General features: G+C 62.8%; 12 protein-coding genes. 4 read left to right on the top strand and 8 right to left on the bottom strand.

Features of this window, described 5'->3' with window-relative positions:
* On the top strand, positions 1–234 hold a 234-nt coding region (locus tag ACE3UG_RS16725; protein WP_374625896.1), incomplete at its 5' end, for a hypothetical protein.
* Between the two features lie 281 nt (positions 235–515).
* Here the strand turns inward: ACE3UG_RS16725 and ACE3UG_RS16720 are convergent.
* The 7 genes from ACE3UG_RS16720 to cyoA all read right to left on the bottom strand — a co-directional run bounded on the left by ACE3UG_RS16720 (position 516) and on the right by cyoA (position 10,001).
* On the bottom strand, positions 516–2,594 hold the full coding sequence (locus tag ACE3UG_RS16720; protein ID WP_374625894.1) for an OPT family oligopeptide transporter: 2,079 nt from the start codon (positions 2,592–2,594) through the stop codon (positions 516–518).
* 313 nt (positions 2,595–2,907) lie between these two features.
* On the bottom strand, positions 2,908–4,140 hold the full coding sequence (locus ACE3UG_RS16715) for a serine hydrolase (RefSeq protein WP_374625891.1): 1,233 nt from the start codon (positions 4,138–4,140) through the stop codon (positions 2,908–2,910).
* A gap of 846 nt (positions 4,141–4,986) precedes the next feature.
* Positions 4,987–5,721, bottom strand: a complete 735-nt coding sequence (locus ACE3UG_RS16710; protein WP_374625904.1) for an SURF1 family protein — start codon at positions 5,719–5,721, stop codon at positions 4,987–4,989.
* Positions 5,722–5,856: 135 nt separating this feature from the next.
* A complete protein-coding gene (gene cyoD / locus ACE3UG_RS16705; protein WP_374625889.1) occupies positions 5,857–6,252 on the bottom strand; it encodes a cytochrome o ubiquinol oxidase subunit IV in 396 nt (131 codons plus the stop codon).
* Positions 6,249–6,917, bottom strand: coding sequence for a cytochrome o ubiquinol oxidase subunit III (gene cyoC, locus ACE3UG_RS16700; RefSeq protein ID WP_374625887.1), 669 nt, complete (start codon positions 6,915–6,917; stop codon positions 6,249–6,251). The genes cyoD and cyoC overlap by 4 nt, the downstream gene beginning before the upstream one ends.
* Positions 6,910–8,901, bottom strand: a complete 1,992-nt coding sequence (gene cyoB / locus ACE3UG_RS16695) for a cytochrome o ubiquinol oxidase subunit I (protein WP_374625885.1) — start codon at positions 8,899–8,901, stop codon at positions 6,910–6,912. The genes cyoC and cyoB overlap by 8 nt, the downstream gene beginning before the upstream one ends.
* 65 nt (positions 8,902–8,966) lie before the next feature.
* Positions 8,967–10,001, bottom strand: a complete 1,035-nt coding sequence (gene cyoA, locus ACE3UG_RS16690) for a ubiquinol oxidase subunit II (RefSeq protein WP_374625883.1) — start codon at positions 9,999–10,001, stop codon at positions 8,967–8,969.
* Positions 10,002–10,161: 160 nt separating this feature from the next.
* On the opposite strand from cyoA, the gene ACE3UG_RS16685 reads away from it, so the two are divergent.
* Positions 10,162–11,505, top strand: coding sequence for an MFS transporter (locus tag ACE3UG_RS16685; RefSeq protein ID WP_374625881.1), 1,344 nt, complete (start codon positions 10,162–10,164; stop codon positions 11,503–11,505).
* A 141-nt stretch (positions 11,506–11,646) separates the two neighbouring features.
* On the opposite strand, the gene ACE3UG_RS16680 is transcribed toward ACE3UG_RS16685, so the two are convergent.
* Positions 11,647–12,516, bottom strand: coding sequence for a LysR substrate-binding domain-containing protein (locus ACE3UG_RS16680; RefSeq protein ID WP_374625879.1), 870 nt, complete (start codon positions 12,514–12,516; stop codon positions 11,647–11,649).
* Between the two features lie 144 nt (positions 12,517–12,660).
* On the opposite strand from ACE3UG_RS16680, the gene ACE3UG_RS16675 reads away from it, so the two are divergent.
* Both ACE3UG_RS16675 and ACE3UG_RS16670 read left to right on the top strand, forming a co-directional pair.
* On the top strand, positions 12,661–13,692 hold the full coding sequence (locus ACE3UG_RS16675) for an ABC transporter ATP-binding protein (RefSeq protein ID WP_374625876.1): 1,032 nt from the start codon (positions 12,661–12,663) through the stop codon (positions 13,690–13,692).
* Positions 13,689–14,777, top strand: coding sequence for an ABC transporter ATP-binding protein (locus ACE3UG_RS16670; RefSeq protein ID WP_374625874.1), 1,089 nt, complete (start codon positions 13,689–13,691; stop codon positions 14,775–14,777). Before ACE3UG_RS16675 ends, ACE3UG_RS16670 begins: the two co-directional genes overlap by 4 nt.
* Positions 14,778–14,806: the final 29 nt, after the last annotated feature.

Raw genomic sequence — 14,806 nt, 5'->3', positions numbered from 1 at the left:
CTTGCTGCAACGCGCAGCAAGGGGTTTTTGCTTTTCTGCGAGCAGTTCTTGCGCCGCCTCTTCCTATCTTCCTATCCAATTCAATTCCGCTGGTCGATGCCGGCGGGGGCTGAGCCTTCAACGAAGGCGAGGCGCATTTCGCAACCAATTCAAGGCGCCGAGTCTTCCTATGTGGCCGATCTTGGTTCATGCCGAGCGCGGGTGCTTCGAAGATCAATTCGCTTGATCGCGTAATTTCATCCAGATCATCTCAAACCGAGTCGCGGAACGATACTGTCGGCACGCCTCGATTGCCACGGCTCGATCGCTGCGATGCAGGTCGACAAATCGTCGCGGCGCTCACATGCCGGGATCTCCCCGTTGGTTCGACTCGCGATTCGTCGGAACAGGTCAAGAAGCGTAAATCCCTGACAGATTCTGCCGAAACAACTGTGAGTCGCTCAATGCCGACGAGGCATCCAGCGACTCACAGTCGTATAACTCACGGTTAAGGCAGGAGCGAACGAGTACCCGCCTTACCGTGTCGGTGCGAGCACTCGTCTAACGACCACAGCGCAAATGCCTGCGAACACCACCAGCGCAAGCCATTCCGACGTCGGGGCGAAACCACTACCGACGATTGCCAACGGCGCGTCGGACCCGGTGAAGCCGACCACCATCGCCATCGCGACGCCCACCAGACTCTCGCCGACGATCAATCCCGACGCCAACAAAACGCCGCGCCGCTCAGATGCTTGCGCGAACGCAACGAAGTCCTTGCCCTGCGCCTTCGCACGCGCTTTCACGATCCGCTGCGCAATCCAGCCCAACAACGCACCAATCACCAGCACAGAGCCAATCGTCGGGGGCAGATAGATGCCGATCCCTACCGCAATCACAGGTACCCGCGCGATGCCACCCCGCCTCGCCAGCAATGCATCGATGACAATCAACACAAATCCCAGCACGGCGCCGATGCCGAGCATCGACCAGTCGAGCTGATGCGTGAAGATTCCCTTGGCGATCGCCGTCATCAAGATCGCCTGAGGCGCCGAAAGGGCTTGCGACGGATCCATCCCCGGACGCGGCAACGCATCCATAAATCCATAGGCGTTGTACAGCAAGTTCAGCACCGGCGGAATCACCGCCGCGCCAACCACGCAACCGATGAGCAGTGCCACCTGCTGACGCCAAGGCGTCGCACCGACCAACCAGCCCGTCTTCAGATCCTGAAGGTTGTCGTTCGAAATCGTGGCAATGGCAATGACGGCCGACGTCGTGAACAAGGCCAGCGCAATCGCGAGCTTGCTCCCGGCACCCGTATCGAGCAATCCGCTCGCCCGACTCACGCTGAGAATCAGCAGCGAGACGAGCACCACGGCCACAATTCCAATTCCCGAAATCGGGCTGGCCGATGAACCCACCAGCCCAGCCATGTAGCCACAGGCTGCCGCCACGAGAAAACCGAAAACCACCGCAAACACGACGCTGCACGCCACCAGCGTGGCAATACCACTCAACGACAGCGGTGCGCTCGCAAGGAACACGCCAAATGTCACCACCCAAACGGCCACGCACACGAGTGTGAGCGCAATCACCCAGTACGGCGAAAGATCTCGCTCGGTGCGCCCCGTGGCCTCAGCCGCGCCGCGCGCACCGCGTGAGCGCCCCAGGGCGGTGAGCGACGTCTTCACACCATCAACCATCGGCTTCGCGAGTGTAATGAGCGTCCAGATCGCGGCCACGCCAATGGTGCCCGCGCCGATGAACCGAACCTTGTGCTGCCAGAGCCCATTGGCAAACGCAGCAATCGCCTGACCATCGGCATTCGGCGTGATGGACGTCAACACGGGCACAGCAATGCCCCAGCTCAATACAATGCCAAGCAGAATTGCCAGACCCGAAACAATGCCGATGAGATAACCCGCACCGACCAGCGCGAGCGAGAAACCGGTCGTCAGGCGGAAGACGGCCGCGCCCGCCGGAACCCACGCGGTAATACTCTCCCCCAGCACCCTGAGACCGCTCGTCGCGAACGCAAACAGCGCGGACACCACGCCACCAAACGCAATTTCGCGCACACCGCTGGACTCAGTGCCCGCCGCGTCTTTTGCGATCGAACCCCTTCCGTCAGCCGAAGGTGATTCATTTGCCTCGCTGCCTACACGCAGAATTTCCGCTGCCGCCACGCCTTCGGGATAAGGCAGATCGCTGTCGACGACCATCGCCCGCCGCAGCGGAATGGTGAACAGCACGCCGAGCACGCCGCCCGACGCGCAGATCGCGAACGTCAAACCAAACGGGAAACCTTGCCAGTGACCAATCATCAGCAAGCCAGGCAATACGAAAATGATCGACGAGAGCGTGCCGGCCGCAGACGCCTGCGTCTGCACCATATTGTTCTCGAGAATGTTGCTGCCACGCAGCGCGCGCAATACCGCCATGGAAATGACGGCGGCCGGAATCGAGGAGGAGAACGTCAGCCCGACTTTCAGGCCAAGGTAGACGTTGGAGGCGGTGAACACCACGGTGATCAGCGCGCCGAGGATCATGCCCCGTACGGTGAGTTCGGGGAGCGAGACAGCGTCGGGAATTCGAGTCGGATGAGATGCCATGTACGAATAAGGGGGATTTTCGCCCATTGGGAATGTGGCGCAAATTGTATGCGCCCCAATGCCGCGCCGCCAGTCTTGACGGCCGACGTAGAACCATCGTTCGAATCTCGCCCGGAAGCGCCGCGCAGCCGTCGACCCGACCCAATGAGATGTTCCGCACGCCCAATTCCAAGCTCGGCTAACGCGCGCGGGCGCTCGCTATCGGCACTCGGGGGACGGTCGCTTCAGACCCGTGCTCGCGGGAGGGCGGCGGCTCGTCGTCGCAATGGCCGTCGGGTGCGGTCCGCCTGCCTGCGCGAATGCCACGCGCGCTTCAGCGCAACGAGCACGACAACCAATGCGCGATGCGTACGCCATCGAGGCGCGAGCCTTCCGGCGTGTCGCTGCCAAGCATCGTCACAATCACCGGGCGCCGCCGGTGCACCAGCACGCGCATCACCATGTTGTGCCCCGATTCGTTGATGAAGCCGGTCTTTTGAACGCTCGCATCCACTTTGCCGTAACGCACCAGGCGATTCGTGTTGACGTACTGCAACTGGCCCTTGCCCGTGGACACCCGCTGCTGATGATCGATCGAGTAGCGCCTGATCAGCGGATAGCCGTTAGACGCCCGCACCAGACGCGCCAACTCGCGCGCCGTCGACACGTTATTCGGCGATAGTCCCGTCGAGTTCTCGAAGCGCGTGTTGGGCATGTTCAAGGCACGGGCTTTGGCGTTCATGGCCGAGATGAAGGCTGAACGCCCGCCAGGATAGTCGCGGCTCAAGGCGGCGGCGGCGCGGTTCTCCGATGCCATCAGCGCGATATGCAGCATCTCCGCACCCGAAAGCGTCGAGCCGACGGCGAGACGCGAATGCGTGAATTTCAGCGTATCGCGATCGGCGTTCGTGACGGTGAGCGGTGCGCGCATTGCCGGATCGCTATCAAGCCAGACCACGGCCGTCATCAGCTTCGACAGCGACGCAATCGGCCACACTTGATTCGCGTTGCGTGAGAAGAGCGGCGTATGCGTTTTCTCGTCGACCACATAAACGGCACGGGAGAACAGGTGCTTGCGTGACGCCGGCGTGAAGCCACAGCGGGCGAGCAGCCGGGGTTTCGCTTTATTACTGATGTGCGACGACGAGGCGGCCTTCACGCCCTTTATACCCTGCGCACCGTTCGCTGCCTTCAGCGTCGTGTGGCGTCGTGCAGCCGTGGGTGAACGCTTCGCTTGCCGAGACGGCGCTGCCGCTTTGCGGCGGGGATGCGGCTTCGCCCTATGACTCGCCGTTCGCTTGCGCGACGTGCCCGCCACTGCCGACTTCCGATGCGTCGTCTTTGACAATGGCTTCGCCGCCTCTTTCTTCTTCTTGTGGCGATCGTGGTGATGCTTGTCGATGCTCGAATGATGGACCGTGGCGGCGAGCGCATCGCTGACAGGCAGTCCCGCAATGAGCAGCATCACGCCGAAGAGCACCAGGCGGGCGAATGCGATTGCACTCGGGGACAGACGATAGAAGCGGGGCAGGGATGGGCTGAGCAGCGGGTACCACAAGGCGGACATCTTCGCGCGGTTCCGTAGTGAGAGGGTGACGGTGGACGCGTGCATGCAAGAAATCGCGCCTCGCGCGGCGGCGTTCACCACGCAAGACACTGGCGCAATACACGGGGAAACTTATTGGACGGAACTCCCGCGAGGAGTTCCTGAATTTCCGATGGTCGCATTACGAAAAGTTACAAGTGTCGAACCTTCGGCGTACAAATGCCCCGCGAGGCGCATGGCCCTATCGACTGACGTGATCAGAGATGGCCGCGCAATTTCGGACAGTCGGATAAGTAGAACGCTCGGGGCCTGCGCCGGCGATAAGGCCGACAAAGTCACCAGGAGGACGACGAAGAAAACCCGATGGACGCACTCAGCCGCGTCCAAAGCGAAAGTGGCGACGACAGCGCTCAAGGATGGGCGGACGCTAGCCGGACTGGTGCCGCCGGTCGATGTGCATCTGAACCCGATCACCGAATGAAAGCGGCAGTGGCAGGAATGTGCCCCCAACCTGTTTGGCACGGGCGGCACGGCGTCGAGCGCGCCACAAGTCGATTTGACGGAACTACATGCGAAGATCGGCCAGCTCACGCTGGAGAACGCTTATTCAAGTGGCGCGCTCAACAAAGCGGGATTGCTGAGCGCAAAGGGATGATCGATCGTACGCGCGCATTGCGGGTCTCGCGGCAGGCGCGGCTCGTTGGTATCGCAAGATCGAGCGTGAGAATCCGCTCTGCGGTTCTTGCGTTGTCACCCCCGTCGTCGCCAATGCGATTCGGGGGATGGGACACGCCTTCGCAAGGCGGACTTGAAGCCAGATGAAACGGCGTGTTGAGCCATATGGGGCGCTCGCAGTGCCGAACCCGCTTACGGCGAACGCTTGCGCAGTTCGAGTCGGATAACGAACCAGCCCGCCACGGCCGACATGATCGCCAGCGCGTACCACGTCAACAGATAGCTCATGTGGTTGTTCGGGAACTGCACCACCGTCAGTCCGCCCACCGGGTAGTCGCGCGCCGCTGCCTTGCCGGTCAAGGCTTGCGCGTCGCCGCCGGCGAACACGTTTCGTGCATCGGTGCCCGGTTTGCCGTCGGCATCGACGAAGTAGGGGGCCACGTCGGCCGACTTCAAGCCACGCGCGGTGGCAATGGCCGCGACGTCGCGCGAATACCAGAGGTTTTCGGACGGCGCGTTCTTGCGAAGGAATCCTCCGCCGGGCTCGGGCATGCGCAGCAGGCCGGTGACGGTGATCTCGCCAGCCGGGGCAGGGGGCACGGCCTCCTTCCAGCCGGGTGGGACGAAGCCTCGGTTGATCAGCACTTCGCCGCCCTCCGCCGTTTGCAGTGGCGTGAGCACCCAATACCCGCCGCCCAGGTCGGTCACGGCTTGCACGAGCGTGTCCTTGTCGAAGCGATACGTGCCAGTGAGCGAAACATGGCGATACTCGTCTTCGGCCGCGTTGACCGACGCCCACTGCCCACGCGCGGGGGCGGCCACCGGGGGCGCATGCACACGCGAATTCACGCGCTCGATCAGATCGATCTTCCAAGCGCGGCGATGGAGCTGCCAAGTGCCGAGGGAGACGAACACGGAGATCAGCACCAAGGTGATGGCGCCGAGGATGACCACCCGAAGGAGAGAGGGCCGGGCGGGGGCACCGGCCGTGCCGGACGTGGGCGGGGGACGCTGAGCGTCCCCCGAATCATGAAATCGATCGCTGCTCAAGGGAGATGCCGTTCAAGGGAGGTTTTTCGTATCCTGCATCATACCCGGCATCATGTTCTGGTTCAGGTGATACATCACCCAGAGTGAACCCGACAAGGTGATCACGACCAGCACGATCGTGAAAATCAACGACAACAGGTTCCAGCCGCCCTCGGAGCGCCCGTTCATGTGCAGGAAGTAGATCATGTGCACGACAATCTGGATGGCGCCCAGAAACAAAATCATGATCGCGGTGCTGCTCGATTTCTCGAATACGCCGCCCATCACGAACCAGAACGGAATGGCGGTGAGGACGACGGACAGAATGAAACCGGTCGCATAGCCGCGCAAGGTGCTGTGCGGCCCTTCGTCCGCATGATCGTGGTCGTGCCCGTCGGCATCGTGCAGGGGCGAGTCTTGGGTGCTCACGGCAGCACTCCCATCAAATAGACAAAGGTGAAGACGCCAATCCATACGACGTCGAGAAAGTGCCAGAACATCGACAGACACATCAGACGGCGACGGTTGGGGGCGGTGAGGCCGTGCTTGCCGACCTGCACCATCAGGGTGATGAGCCAGATGATGCCGAACGTGACATGCAGCCCGTGCGTGCTCACCAGGGTGAAGAACGAAGATAGGAACGCGCTGCGCCACGGTCCGGCGCCCTCGTGAATGAGGGTGGCGAATTCGTACAGTTCGAGCGAGAGAAACGCGGCGCCGAGCACGCCGGTGACCGCTAGCCACCCCAGTACGGCGCTCTGGCGGCGTTTCTGCATCTCGAGCATTGCAAAACCGTAGGTGATCGACGAGAGCAGAAGGAAGGTGGTATTGACCGCCACGAGCGGTAGTTCGAACAGCTCCGCGCCGGTCGGCCCACCCGCGTAGTTGCGACCGAGCACACCATATGCGGCGAACAGACAAGCGAAGACGAGGCAGTCGCTCATCAGGTAGACCCAGAAGCCGAGCAGCGTCCCGCCGGGCGGGTGGTAGTCGCTCGTCATCATGAATTTCAGCTCGCCGTCGCGGGGCGGGCTCGGGGCGTGAGTCTCGTGTGGGACGCCCCCTGCCGGGAAGGTTGCGGTCGTATCAGCCATGCTGGGCGAGCAGTCGCGTGCGCGCTGCCTCCGTTTGTTCGACCTGATCGGCCGGGATGTAGTACTCGCGGTGATAGTTGAACGTGTGGCCGATGGCGACCGCCAGCAGTGCGATGAACGCCACGATCACCACCAGCCACATGTGCCAGATCAGCCCGAAACCGCATACCGTCGCGAGACCCGCGAGGATGATGCCCGCCCCCGTGTTCTTCGGCATGTGAATCGGGATGAAATCGCCCTCCGGACGCGTGAAGCCGTGCTGCTTCATTTGCCACCAGGCGTCGTTGTCATGGATGAGCGGGGTGAAGGCGAAGTTGTAGACCGGCGGCGGCGACGACGTCGACCATTCCAGCGTGCGGCCATTCCATGGGTCGCCCGTGTCGTCGCGCAGTTGCTCGCGGCGCATGAAGCTCACCACGAGTTGGACGATGAAGCACCCGATGCCGATGGCGATGAGCAATGCCCCCACGGCGGCGATCTCGAACCAGATTTGCAGCGACATGTCGTCGAAGTGACTGACCCGGCGTGTCACCCCCATGAGGCCAAGCAGATACAGCGGCATGAACGCGACGTAGAACCCGATGAACCAGAACCAGAACGAACACTTGCCCCAGAACGGATCGAGCCGGTAGCCGAAGGCCTTCGGGAACCAATAGGTGATCGCCGCCATGATGCCGAAGATCACGCCGCCGATGATCACATTGTGAAAGTGGGCGATCAGAAACAGACCGTTGTGCAGCGCGAAGTCGGCCGGCGGGACGGCGAGCAGCACGCCCGTCATGCCGCCGATGACGAACGTCACCATGAAACCAACGGTCCACAGCATGGGCACTTCGAAGCGGATCCGCCCGCGATACATGGTGAAAAGCCAGTTGAATATCTTCGCACCGGTCGGAATCGAGATGATCATCGTCGTAATACCGAAGAACGAATTCACACTCGCGCCAGAACCCATCGTAAAGAAGTGATGCAGCCACACCAGATACGACAGCACGGTAATCACGACCGTCGCATAGACCATCGACGCATAGCCGAACAGGCGCTTGCCGGAGAATGTGGCGACGACCTCGGAGAACACACCGAACACCGGCAGCACGAGAATGTAGACCTCGGGGTGACCCCAGATCCAGATCAGGTTCACGTACATCATGGCGTTACCGCCAAGATCGTTCGTGAAGAAGTTGGTGCCGACGTAACGATCCAGCGCGAGCATGGCGAGGACGGCGGTCAGCACCGGGAACGCCGCCACGATCAGCACGTTGGTGCACAGCGAGGTCCACGTAAACACCGGCATGCGCATCATCGTCATGCCCGGCGCGCGCATCTTCACGATGGTCACGAGCAGGTTGATCCCGGAGAGCAGCGTGCCGATCCCGGCGATCTGTAGCGCCCATATGTAGTAATCGACGCCGACATCCGGACTCTGCAGGATGCCCGACAGCGGTGGATAGGCCAACCATCCCGTGCGGGCGAATTCCCCCACGAACAGCGACAACATCACGAGCATTGCACCGCTCGTCGTCATCCAGAAGCTGAAGTTGTTGAGAAACGGGAACGCCACGTCGCGCGCGCCGATCTGCAACGGCACCACGAAGTTCATGAGGCCGGTCACGAGCGGCATGGCCACGAAGAAGATCATGATCACGCCGTGCGCGGTGAAAATCTGATCGTAGTGATGGGGCGGCAGATACCCCATGTCGTTACCGAACGAGACCGCCTGCTGGATGCGCATCATCGCGGCGTCGGCGAAGCCGCGCAACAACATGACGATGCCGAGCATCACGTACATGATGCCGATCTTCTTGTGATCGATGCTCGTGAACCACTCGCGCCACAAATACCCCCACAGCTTGAAGTAGGTGATGGCGCCCAGCACGACGGCCCCACCGAGCGCCACACCCGCAAATGTCGCAACGAGGATCGGTTCGTGGTACGGGATCGCCTCAAGCGTGAGGCGGCCGAAGATCAGCTTGACGATGTCCATAAGCTCGAGCCTGGAATCATTCGCGCGCGAGGCGCATCATTGTCGACGGTTGGGCGCGGTGTGCGTCACTGCGTGAGTCCCTCACCGGGGGCCCGCCGCATGCCTGAGGCGAACTGCAGGGTGTTCTGCGCCGTGCACATCGCATCGGCCAGCAATGCATCGGCGTTGCCTGAGCGCGCCCGGCTGGCGTGCGGGTGATTGGGCTGGTCCATCATGTCCTTCAGACAAGTCTGTCCCGGCAGCACACAGCGGTTGAGAATCGCATCGTAGAGATTGGGCGCGACGTCGGCGTAGTAATGCACCGGTACCCATTCGCTCGGCTGAGTGAGCGCCTCGTACTTGTCGCGTGTGAGGTTCTCGCCCTTGGCTTTGACCTGTTTGACCCACGCGTCGAAATCGTCTGCCGACAGCCCGTGGAACTTGAAACGCATGCCCGAGAAGCCCGAGCCGCTGAAGTTCGCGGAGAAACCGTCGTAGATGCCGGGCTTGTTGATGACCGCGTGCAGCTTGGTTTCCATGCCCGGCATAGCGTAGATCTGTCCAGCCAGCGCAGGTACGAAGAACGAATTCATCATCGTCGTCGATGTGATTTCGAAGCGGATCGGCCGGTCGACAGGCGCGGCCAGTTCATTGATGGTGGCGATGCCCTGGTCGGGATAGAAGAACAACCACTTCCAGTCCATGGCAACCACTTGCACCGTGAGCGGGCGCGTGTCGGGCGGGATCGCGCGCTTGGCGTCGATGCGCTCGAGCGGGCGGTACGGGTCGAGCTTGTGCGTACTCACCCAGGTGAGCGCCCCCAGCGCGATGATGATCAGCAGCGGTGCGGCCCAGATGAGAAGCTCGAGCAGCGTCGAGTGGTCCCATTCGGGGGTGTAGACCGCGTCTTTGTTCGACGCACGGTAGCGCCAGGCGAACAGCAGTGTCAGCACGATCACCGGAACGATGATCAGCAACATGAGAACGGTCGAGACGATGATGATGTCCCGTTGCCGTACCGCAAGATCGCCGGACGGCGACATCAATACGGTATTGCAACCGGACAGCAACGCGGCGGCAGGGAGCAATAGCACCCCGCGGAGGAGCTTGGGGGAAGTCATGCTGCGATCGATGGAACCGTAGCCGTAGACCGGGACCATCATGGACTGCCGCCCCGGATGCAGCAATTTAGGGTAAACCCGATGGCGTCGATTCGCGATACCTGCGATGCTCTTCTGGCACGAGTGTCATCGTCATCCCGATCCGCAAGGGGGTCCGATAATGTCAAGCAGTGCTCATCAATCGCCGACGCCGCCGGGCATTTCCGCAGCGGCGACGGCGCACGATCACGGAGATCACGGGAGCAAATCCCGCATTGCGCCGGAGGAGATCGCGGTCGGTGTGGTTGTCGGACGCGCCTCTGAGTACTTCGACTTCTTCGTGTTCGGCATTGCCGCCGTTCTCGTCTTCCCGAGCGTTTTCTTCCCGTTCGCCGACAGCCTGCATGGGCTCTTGTACGCGTTCGCGATTTTCTCCCTGGCGTTTATTTCGCGCCCGTTCGGCACGGCGTTGTTCATGAACGTGCAGCGCCGCTGGGGGCGCAGCGTGAAGCTCACGGCCGCGCTGTTCGTGCTCGGCACAGCGACCGCCGGCATGGCGTTCCTGCCGGGTTACGCCGTGTTGGGCGACCGCTCGATCTGGTTGCTCGCGTTCTTCCGTCTGGTGCAGGGCATCGGCTTCGGCGGCTCATGGGACGGCTTGCCGTCGCTGCTCGCCATGAACGCACCGCCCCAGCGGCGCGGCTGGTATTCGATGATGGGACAGTTGGGAGCGCCGATTGGCTTCATGATCGCGGCGGGCCTGTTCCTGTTCCTGCACTGGAGCCTTGAGTCCGACGACTTCCTCACGTGGGGTTGGCGTTACCCCTTCTATGTGGCCTTCGCGGTGAACGTGGTGGCGCTGTTCGCGCGGCTGCGTCTGGTGGTGACGCACGAATACACGGAGATGCTCGAAGAGGGCCAACTGGAGCCGATCAGCACGCGCGAGATGGTGCGCTCGCAGGGCTACAACATCTTCCTCGGTGCGTTCGCCGCCCTGGCGAGCTATGCGCTCTTTCACCTCGTGACCGTGTTCCCGCTGTCGTGGATTGCGCTGCAGAATTCGCAGGATCTGAACAACGTGCTGATCGTGCAACTGTGCGGCGCGGCGATTGCCATTGTGTGCACGGTCATCTCCGGGCGCATCGCCGACCGCATCGGCCGGCGTACCACGTTGGGTCTGTTCGCCATCTTCATCGGCGTGTTCGCGCTCTTCGCACCATTTCTGATGGGGGGCGGTTCGACGCGGCAAGACATCTTCATTCTGGTCGGCTTCGCGCTGCTCGGATTGTCGTATGGGCAGGCTGCGGGGACGGTGACGTCGAACTTCGAGCAACGCTTCCGCTACACCGGTGCGGCGTTGACGACAGATTTTGCCTGGCTGTTCGGCGCGGCGTTCGCACCGCTCGTGGCGCTTGGATTGTCGTCCGAGTTCGGGCTGATCGCCGTGAGCGGATATCTGCTTTCGGGCACCCTCTGCACGCTGGTGGCGCTGCGCATCAACAAGGCCTTCGAGACGCGCGACTGATCGCGCGCGTGAACGTGTTTCAAGCCGACGGCGCGACCGTGATCGCGCCGCTTTCACCGCACTCGCCACTTTCGCCACTTTCGCCACTTTCGCCGCCTCACGTCTTCACGCCTTACCCCTTCACCGCCTCATTTCCCACGCTCACACGTCATGCAGCATGGCCGCAATGGCCGCCGTGATGTTGCGCGTGCGAGCGTCGTGCTCGCGATGAATCATGCCTACCACGCGCAGCAGGGGCGGCTTTGCAATCGGCACGATGCGCAACAGCGGGTCCGACTGCCAGTCGCCCCGGTGCAGCAGCGGCAAGACGGACACGCCGACGTTCTTGCGCACGAGCGCCACTATCGTCTCGATGGAGTTCAGCGCAAGGTACTCGTTCACGCTGAGCTTCGCCGCGCGTAACGCCTGCTCCACCACCATGCCGGTGCGCACGCGCCGGTCGAAGCGTAAGAACGGATGCGCGTCGAGAACGCGCTGCGGGTCGGCTTCGGTGACCTCGCAATTCACAACCATGACCATCGGCTCGGTGTAGAGCGGCGTCCACACGAGGCCGTCGGCGCGGGCATCGTCGGCGCGGGCGACGACCGCGGCAATGTCGACTTCACCCTGTTCAACGAGACCGGTGAGTTCGTCGGAGCGTGCCGACGTCAGCCGTACGTCGAGCCGCGGATGTGCAGTCTTCAGCTCCGCAACCACGAGCGACAGTGCACCGATGACCGAGACCACCGCGCCGATGGTCACCGGGCCCTGCATGGCGTCCATCGGGGTAGCGGTCAACTCGGCCGTGAGCGCCAGGATCTGCTCGACACGAGGAAACAGCTCGCGTCCCTGACGCGTGAGCGTGATCTGCCGCCCGCGCCGATCGAACAGCCGCTGACCGACGGCGTCTTCGAGCCCGCGCATTTGCAGGCTGACGGCCGCCTGTGTCAGCGCGGCACGCTCCGCGGCCGCAGCAAACGAGCCGGTTTGGGCCACCAGCCGAAACGTCTTCAACATGCGCAAGGTCAGCATCGGGTAGTTAAAATTAATTTACAGGTGAAAAAGAAATATTAATATTTCCTTCGAGTGCGCGGGCGACATAATCGTGTCATACCCATCCCTCACGACCGGCGTGCCGGAACCGAGGGCGAGAAGACCGACCCACACAACGCGCCCATGACTACGCCCGCAGACGCTGGGCCGGTGCTTGAAGTCACCGGATTGTCGCTGAAGTTTTCCAAAGCGTCCGATGCCCCCAATCTGATCGATGGCGTCTCGTTTGCCGTGCATCCCGGCAAGACGCTGTGCATCGTTGGCGAATCGGGATGCGGTAAGAGCGTGACGTCGCTCGCGCTCATGGGTCTGTTGCCGAGTCCGCCGGCCAATGTCGTGGCGGGGCGCGCCATGTTCGAAGGTCGGGATTTGCTGGCGCTGGGCGAGCGCGATTTCGCCGACCTGCGCGGCAATCGGCTTGCAATGATCTTTCAGGAGCCCATGACCTCGCTGAATCCGGCGTTCACCATCGGTCATCAGATCGAAGAGGGCATTCGGCGTCATCGTGGACTGGATCGGCGCGCCGCGCGCGCCGAGGCGCTCGACATGCTCAAACGCGTGCGCATTCCTGCGCCCGAGACCCGTCTCGACAACTATCCGCATGAACTCTCCGGCGGCATGCGCCAGCGCGTGATGATCGCGATGGCGCTCGCCAACCGGCCCGCGCTGCTCATTGCCGACGAGCCGACCACCGCGCTCGACGTGACGATTCAGGCGCAGGTGCTCACCCTCATCCAGACGTTGCAGCGGGAAACCGGCACCGCCGTCGTGCTCATCACGCACGACCTCGGTGTGGTCGCCGAAGTCGCCGACGATGTCGCGGTGATGTACGCGGGGCGCATTGTGGAATATGGAACGGTCGACGAGATTTTCGACGATCCGCAACATCCCTACACCATCGGGTTGATGGGCGCGATTCCGTCGATTGGCAAGCGTGAGGGCACGCTTGCGACGATTCGCGGCGCGGTGCCCTCGCCGGAGCGCATGCCCGCCGGATGCCGCTTTGCCCCCCGCTGCCCGTTTGCCGAAGCCCGCTGCACGCGCGAGGCGCCCGCCGAGCGCACGCTGAGCGGCGAGCATCGCGTCGCCTGCTGGCTGGCGCCGGTCGAGGCCCTGACACCGCCTGACTATCCGATGGAAGAGGTCCCCCTATGAACGTCCCATCCCCGTTGCTGGAGGTGCGCGATCTGACCAAGCACTTTGGCGGACATCGCGTCGGTTTTTCGCGCGCGCCTACGGTGTATGCCGTGAACGGTGTGTCGTTTGCCGTGCAGCCTGGCGAGACGTTCGCGATCGTGGGCGAGTCCGGTTGCGGCAAATCGACCTTGGGACGGCTGCTGTTGCGCCTGCTCGACGCCACGCGCGGGGAAGTGCGTTATCAGGGCGAGGACATCATGACCCTGGGCGCGAACGCCATGCGGCGTCTTCGGCGCGAGCTGCAGATCATTTTCCAGGACCCGTTCGCTTCGCTCAATCCGAGCATGACCGTGGGCGGCCTGATTGGCGAGCCCATCGCGTTGCACGGCCTCGCGCGCGGACGTGCTCGCGACGAACGCGTGGCCGAGTTGCTGCGCACCGTGGGCCTGCAACCCGATTACGCGCAGCGGTTTCCGCACGAATTCTCCGGGGGGCAGCGTCAGCGCATTGGCATCGCGCGCGCGCTGGCCGGGGAGCCACGTGTGATCGTGGGCGACGAACCGGTCTCGGCGCTCGATGTCTCTGTGCAAGCCCAGGTCATCAATTTGCTGGAGCGTCTCAAGCACGACTTCGGCCTGACGCTCATCATGGTCGCCCACGATCTGGCGGTCATTCGCCACATGAGCGATCGCGTGGCCGTGATGTACCTCGGGGAGATCGTCGAATTGGCAAGCGCCGACGCGCTCTTCGACACCCCATTGCACCCGTATACCCAGGCGCTCCTGCAGGCGATCCCGGCCAGCCGACCGCACCTGCGGCGCGAGCGGGCGCCACTTGGCGGCGAATTGCCCAGCCCGACGGCGCCGCCGCCCGGGTGTCGCTTTCATCCGCGTTGTCCGCACGCGCGCGCAGCGTGCCGCGAGCACAAGCCGGTCGACGAAGCACTGCCCGACGGCCGGCAAGTCGCCTGTCATTTCTGGCGGGAGATTCAAAACGCCGGTGCCAGCCCAGCGCGCGCTGCGCCGCCCAGCGAAAAGCTGGGCGCGCGTCTGGCGCTGTATCGGGCACGGCAGGCGCAGGCGGACGCGGCAATCGGCGCATAACAACACCTCGACATCACTCTCACCTCACT

This window comes from Pandoraea sp. (assembly GCF_041919235.1).
In the GTDB taxonomy this organism is placed as follows: Bacteria; Pseudomonadota; Gammaproteobacteria; order Burkholderiales; family Burkholderiaceae; genus Pandoraea.
The sequence above is the reverse complement of the archived record's forward strand: the minus strand, read 5'-3'. Positions and strand labels throughout refer to the sequence as shown.